5 protein-coding genes are annotated in these 6281 nt (G+C 70.3%); 2 read left to right on the top strand and 3 right to left on the bottom strand.

The annotated features are described in order from the left end of the window. Positions 1-7: 7 nt before the first annotated feature. The gene (locus tag IFT73_RS16185) at positions 8-604 is read right to left on the bottom strand and encodes a PadR family transcriptional regulator (protein WP_056604087.1); all 597 of its coding nucleotides are present in this window, start codon (positions 602-604) and stop codon (positions 8-10) included. A 192-nt stretch (positions 605-796) separates the two neighbouring features. On the opposite strand from IFT73_RS16185, the gene IFT73_RS16190 reads away from it, so the two are divergent. Next, positions 797-3055, top strand: coding sequence for a transglycosylase domain-containing protein (locus IFT73_RS16190; RefSeq protein ID WP_192168510.1), 2259 nt, complete (start codon positions 797-799; stop codon positions 3053-3055). Between the two features lie 9 nt (positions 3056-3064). On the opposite strand, the gene IFT73_RS16195 is transcribed toward IFT73_RS16190, so the two are convergent. Together IFT73_RS16195 and IFT73_RS16200 are read right to left on the bottom strand one after the other, a co-directional pair. Next, positions 3065-4108 carry an alanine racemase gene (locus tag IFT73_RS16195; RefSeq protein WP_056604081.1) on the bottom strand — a complete coding sequence of 348 codons (1044 nt, stop codon included), beginning with the start codon at positions 4106-4108 and terminating at the stop codon, positions 3065-3067. Beyond that, complete coding sequence (locus IFT73_RS16200; RefSeq protein WP_192168511.1) at positions 4105-5241, bottom strand: peptidoglycan bridge formation glycyltransferase FemA/FemB family protein; 1137 nt, start codon at positions 5239-5241, stop codon at positions 4105-4107. The genes IFT73_RS16195 and IFT73_RS16200 overlap by 4 nt, the downstream gene beginning before the upstream one ends. 92 nt (positions 5242-5333) lie before the next feature. Here IFT73_RS16200 and IFT73_RS16205 point away from each other — a divergent pair, with 92 nt between their 5' ends. Next, positions 5334-6215: a siderophore-interacting protein gene (locus tag IFT73_RS16205; protein WP_192168512.1), complete on the top strand. Its 882-nt coding sequence runs from the start codon at positions 5334-5336 to the stop codon at positions 6213-6215. Positions 6216-6281: the final 66 nt, after the last annotated feature.

Consider the following 6281-nt stretch of genomic DNA (forward strand, 5'->3'; position numbering starts at 1 on the left):
GGTGATGTCACTTCTCGGTGGTGGTGCTGGTCTCGGTGGTGCCGTCGTCGGTGTCGGGGTAGCCGCCGGACCGCTCGCGGTCGATCAGCTCGGTCAGCCACCTGACCTCGCGCTCGACCGACTCGAGCCCGTGGCGCTGGAGCTCCAACGTGTAGGAGTCGGCGCGGTCGCGCTTGCGCTGGCCCGCGGCACGGACGTTCTCGAGCCGCTCCTCGAGCCGGCTGCGTCGCCCCTCGAGGATGCGGACCCGCGACGCGGCGTCGGTGCGCGAGAAGAACGCGAACCGGACGCCGAACGTCTCGTCGTCCCACGCCGACGGACCGGAGTCCTCGAGGGCCTGGGCGAAGTGCTCCTTGCCCTCGGCCGTCAGCTGGTAGACGATGCGCGGCCGACGTCCCCGGCCCTCGGGGTCGACGGTCTCGTCGGCGACGACGTAGCCCGCCCGGCCCAGCGCCTTGAGCGCCGGGTAGAGCGTGCCGTACGACAGGATGCGACCCCACCCGAGCAGGGCGTTGACCTGCTTGCGCAGCTCGTACCCGTGCATCGGGGCGTCGTGGAGCAGTCCGAGGACTGCCACCTCGAGCGCCGCGCCGCGTCGTGTCATCGTCGTGTCCCTGACATAGTCGTTCGTTTGTTATATCGGGACGATACATCGACACGTCACGTCTGCCTAGCCGCCCCGTCGCGTGACCCACGACACGGGCGTGCCGGCGATTGGTCATCTCTCAGGTACGTTCGGCACACTTGACCGACGACGGACTCGCACCACGGGTCCTGTATGGAGGTAGACGGACCCTTGGCAACACAGCGAAAGCGCCCCTCGCCCACCGCGAGCGCGGCGAAGAGCAAGCGAGGATCGACCACCACGGCGTCGTCGAAGACGGCACGCCGGGGCGGAGCCGTCGGCGGCGTCGGCCGCAAGATCGGCGGCCGCGGCCCCTGGTGGACCAAGACCCTGCGCTGGTTCTCGTTCCTCGCGGTCGCCGGCGTGCTGGCCGCGGCGCTGACGTTCTTCGTCCTGTACCGGGCCATCGCGATCCCCGACGCCAACGCCGACTTCCAGACCCAGACGACGCAGGTCTACTACTCCGACGGCAAGCACAAGCTCGGCGAGTTCGCGCTGCAGGACCGCGAGAGCGTGTCGATCGACCAGATCCCCGCCTCGATGCAGGCCGCGGCGATCGCCGCCGAGGACCGCACGTTCTACACCAACCGCGGCATCGACCTGAAGGGCATCCTGCGCGCCGTCCGCGACAACACGACGAGCGGCGAGATCCAGGGTGGCGGCTCGACGATCACGCAGCAGTACGTCAAGATCCTCTACCTGACGCAGGAGCGCTCCTACAGCCGCAAGGTCAAGGAGGCGATCCTCTCGATCAAGATCCACAACCAGCTCAGCAAGAAGCAGATCCTCGAGGGCTACCTCAACACGATCTACTTCGGCAACGGCTCGTACGGCATCCAGGTCGCGTCGCAGAACTACTTCGGCAAGCCCGCCTCGCAGCTCAACTACGCGCAGTCGGCGCTGCTCGCCACGATCATCAACAGCCCCAGCTACTACGACCCGTACGCCGAGGGCGCCGAGGCGCGCATCATGCCGCGCTTCCAGTACGTGCTCAACGGCATGGTCGAGTCCAAGGCCATCACGGCCGACGAGGCCGCGAAGTTCGCCGACAAGCTCCCCGAGGTCAAGGACAAGAAGGACCTCAACCGCTTCGGCGGCACGAAGGGCTTCCTGCTCGCGGCGGTCAAGGAGCAGATGGCCAAGCTCGAGTTCAGCCCCTCGCAGGTCGAGGGCGGCGGTCTGCGCATCGTCACGACGTTCGACTACGAGGACCAGAAGGACGCCGTCGAGGCCGTCAAGGACAACCGGCCGTCCGGTGCCCCCGAGCTGCACCCGGCGCTGGTGTCGGTGCAGCCCGGCACGGGAGCCGTCCGTGCGATGTACGGCGGGCCCGACTTCCTGAAGAGCGAGCAGAACTGGGCGATGCTCGGCACGCAGCCGGGCTCGACGTTCAAGGTGTTCGCGGTCATCGCGGCACTCGAGGACGGCTACAGCCTCAAGACCGTGCTCAACGGCAACTCGCCGCTGCGCGACGACAAGGGCAACATCCTGACCGAGAACCAGGGCGACAGCGGCGGATCGTCGTACGGACGCATCCCGCTGTCGACCGCGACGGCCAAGTCGGTCAACGCGGCCTTCGTCGACCTGACGATCCAGATGGCCGGCGGCATGCAGAGCGACTGGGCCAAGGGCGCCGACAAGGTGCTGAAGGCCGCGAACCAGGCCGGCATCCCGAAGGCGACGACCGACACCTGGGAGAAGACCGCCAACATCTCGCTCGGCGCCAACCAGGTCGCCCCGATCGACATCGCCAACTCGTACGCGACGCTGGCCGCCGGCGGCAAGCGCGCCGAGTGGTACATGGTGCAGAAGGTCACCGACTACCAGGGCAGCGTCCTGCACGAGCACGAGAACAAGACCCGCCGGACGATCCCCGAGGACGTCGTGGCCGACACCATCGCCGCGATGCGGGGCGTCGTGACGTCCGGCAGCGGCACGCTGGCCTCGTCGATCTGCACGACGGCGGGCAAGACCGGCACCGCCACCGCGGCCACCGACGGCAACGACGACGACCAGCACGTGTCGTCGTCGTGGTTCGCCGGCATCACGCCCAAGCTCGCCACCGCCGTGATGTACAACCGCGGCAAGGGCAACGAGAACCTCGAGGGCTACATGCTGCCGACGTTCTTCGGAGGCCAGACGCCGGCGCGCACGTTCAAGACGTACATGGACGCGGCCCTGCAGGGCTCCGAGTGCGGCACGTTCCCGCCTCCGGCCAACATCCAGAGCGAGAAGGGCACGAACTACGTCGCGCCCGCGCCGAAGAAGACCGAGAAGCCGAAGCCGGAGAAGACGCGCAAGACGCGCGAGCCCGAGCCGACGACCCCGGCTCCGACGACGCCCGCGCCGACGCAGCCGCCGGCTCCCGAGCCGACGACCCCGGCGCCGACAACTCCGGCGACTCCCATCGTGCCGCCGCCGGCGGCGTAGGCATCCGCCCTAGCGCAGGTTGACGGCGTCGAACGTCGCGGTGGTGAAGCGCACCGCGACGTCGACGGTGTCGCCGACCTCGGGTGCCGTCACGCTGGCGGGCACGAACACCATGCTGGCCTGCATGTGCGGAGGCTCGGCGAACCAGCGCTGCTTGCCCGCGATCGTGAACGGCGACAGCGAGAGGCCCGCGGCCTCGAGGCCGCCCTTGGCCAGTGACTTGCCGCGCCCGACGACCCCGGCCGAGGCCTTGGGTGCCTCGAGCCCGATGCCGTGGCTCGTGCCGCCGGCGATGACCAGCAGCGTGCCGTCGCGCGGCATGGCGCGCTGCCGGTAGCCGATGTGCTCGCCCTTGGCGACGAGGTGCGAGTCGAGCACCGTCGCGCGGACCGACAACGCCCCCAGGTCGCCGAGCCACAGCGACGTGCCGACGCGCGGACGGATGTCGAGCTGCGGACGTCGCGTCGACAGCGCGGCGACCTCGGCGGTCGTCAGGTGCGAGACGTACAGGACCGTCGTCTCGACCTGCGACGTCTCGAGCACCGCGGCCCAGCTCTCGGCCTCGCCGAGGTTGCCGCCGGACATCGACCGCAGCGGCAGGTGGATCGCGAATCCCTCGACCCGCAGGTCGCCGAGCGCCGCGACGGCGGCGGCGAGCTCGTGCCGGTCGAGCCCGTGGCGCGACATCGACGTCTCGCCCTCGAGCAGGATGCGGGTGCCGGGAGCCGTCGCGGCCAGCTCGGCGATGTCGCCGACCCGGCCGAGCGTGTGGATGACCCGGTCGTCGAGCACGACGTCGGTGAAGAACGGACGCCACGGCGTCAGCACCATGACGTCGCCGTCGAACGACGCCAGCGCGCCGGGCACCTCGGCGTACGTGCCGACCGAGATCGTGGTGACGCCGATCGCGGACGCCTCCATCGCGAGCAGGCTCCGGCCGAAGCCGTAGCCGTTGCCCTTGATGACGGGCACCAGCCCGGGCCGGCTCTCGGCGACCGCGCTGATCGACCGCCGCCAGCGCGCCGCGTCGACGTCGAGCTCGAAGCCGCTCATCCGCGCCTCCTCATGTAGGTCGTGAAGCCGGCGTGGAGCGCACGGTTGAGCGGCAGGTCCCACTCGCCGAGGTACTCGACGGCCTCGCCGCCGGTGCCGACCTTGAACTGGATCAGGCCGACGTGCGAGTCGTCGGGGTCGAGCGTCTCGGTGATGCCGCGCATGTCGTACGTGGCCGCGCCGGCGGCGAGGGCGTCGCGGATCATCTGCCACTGGATCGCGTTGGAGCCGCGGACGTCGCGCTTCTCGGTCGTCGAGGCGCCGTAGGAGTACCAGGCGTGCTCGCCGACGCGCACCATCGTGGTCGCCGCGACGAGATCGCCCTCGTGGTGCGCCAGGTAGAGCACGAGCCGGTCGGGCTCCTCGGCCGTCATGGCGTCCCACATCCGCTCGAAGTACGACAGCGGACGCGGGGTGAAGTGGTCGCGCTCGGCCGTCTCGGCGTACACGGCGTGGAAGGCGGCGAGGTCGTCGCGGGTGCCGGTCGTGACCTCGACGCCGGCCTTGGCGGCCTTCTTGATGTTGCGGCGCCACAGCTGGTTCATGCCGGCGAGGACGGCGGCCTCGTCGCGTCCGGCGAGCGGCAGCTGGAAGTTGAACTTCGGCTGACCCGCCGAGAAGCCGCCCTCGGTGGGGATCTCCTTCCAGCCCAGACCCGCCAGGGCGGTGGCCACGCCGATCGCCTCGTCGTCCAGCACGTCGGCCGGGACGTCCGACAGCGTGCCGAGCACCGGATCGGCGATCGCCTGCTTGATCGTGGCGGCGTGCCAGCGGCGGGTCACGACCGGCGGACCCATGCGGATGCCGAAGGCACCCTGCTTCTTCAGGTGGGAGGCCATCGGGGCCAGCCACCGGTCGAGGTCGCCGTCGCGCCAGTCGATGTCGGGGCCCTCGGGCAGGTAGGCCAGGTAGCGCTTGACGCGGGGCAGCTGGCGGTAGAGGACGAGGGCGGACCCGACGATGCGGTCGCCGTCGAACCAGCCGATCGACTCGCCCCGCCACTCGTTCTTGACCGCCGCCCACGCGGGGGTCTGCAGGAAGCTGACCGACGGGCGCGAGCGCACGCGGTCGAGGTGCTCGTCGGCGCTGATGGGCCGGACGCTGAGGGGGCCGTGCGGGGAAGCTGTCGTCACCGCACCACGCTACCAACCCGGGACGTCCGATCCCCGACGACGATGAGTTAGGCTTGCCTTACCAAGCCAGCCATCCCCGGAAGGCAAGATCTGTGAAGACCTACACCGCGACCGTGCTCGGGAGCCGCCAGCTGTCGGCCCACCTGGCCACCGTGACCCTGGGGGGCCTGGACGACTACCCGACCACCGGCATCCCCGACGAGTACGTCCGGGTGCTGATCCCGCCCGTCGGGTCCGCGCTCGCCCTGCCGCAGATCGACGAGAAGTGGAACATCTCGTACGCCGAGGGGGCCGTCGAGCCCGACTTCCGCGTCTACACGATCTCCGACCACCGGGTCGTCGACGGCCGTGTGCAGATCGACCTCGACATCGCGCTGCACGACCAGGGTGTCGGCTCCGACTGGGTGCGACGCTGCCGGCCCGGCGACGAGGTCGGCCTGATCGAGCCGCACGGCCTGTACGCCGCGCCCTCCGACGTCGCCTGGCAGCTGCTGGTCGCCGACATCACGGGCCTGCCGGCGCTCGCCCGCATCCTGCGCGGCCTGTCGCCGCAGCAGAAGGCCGTCGTGCACGTCGTCCTGACCGATGCCGGCGACGAGATCCCGCTGCCGAGCCCGGCCGACGTCGACGTCACGTGGCAGGTCGTGGCCAAGGAGACCGACATCTGCGAGACCCTCGCCGAGGCCGTCACGTCGCGCGACCTGCCCGACGCCGACCGCTACGTGTGGCTCGCGGGCGAGGCGCGGGCGAGCCGTGCCGTGCGGCGTCATCTGCGCCGCGAGCTGAAGTGGCCCCAGGCCGACTTCTACACGTGTGGCTACTGGCAGATCGAGGCCGAGAAGTGGAACGCCCGCTACGAGGAGGTCGCCGAGGTCGTCCAGAAGAAGTCGGCCGAGGTGCAGCGGGAGGTCGGCGACGACCAGGGCGCCTACCTCGACGCCCTCGACGACATCTACGAGTCCGTCGGCCTCTGACCCACGCCACTTCCGTCCCCCAGGGAGGCCGCTTGCGGCCGACCGTGAGCGGAGCGAGGGGGACTG

It is taken from the genome of Aeromicrobium sp. CFBP 8757 (assembly GCF_014841755.1).
Taxonomy (GTDB): Bacteria; Actinomycetota; Actinomycetes; order Propionibacteriales; family Nocardioidaceae; genus Aeromicrobium.

Coding starts and splice junctions, on each gene's coding strand:
- IFT73_RS16195 (WP_056604081.1), bottom strand. CDS start 4,108: ATGAGCGGCTTCGAGCTCGACGTCGACGCGGCGCGCTGGCGGCGGTCG.
- IFT73_RS16185 (WP_056604087.1), bottom strand. CDS start 604: ATGACACGACGCGGCGCGGCGCTCGAGGTGGCAGTCCTCGGACTGCTC.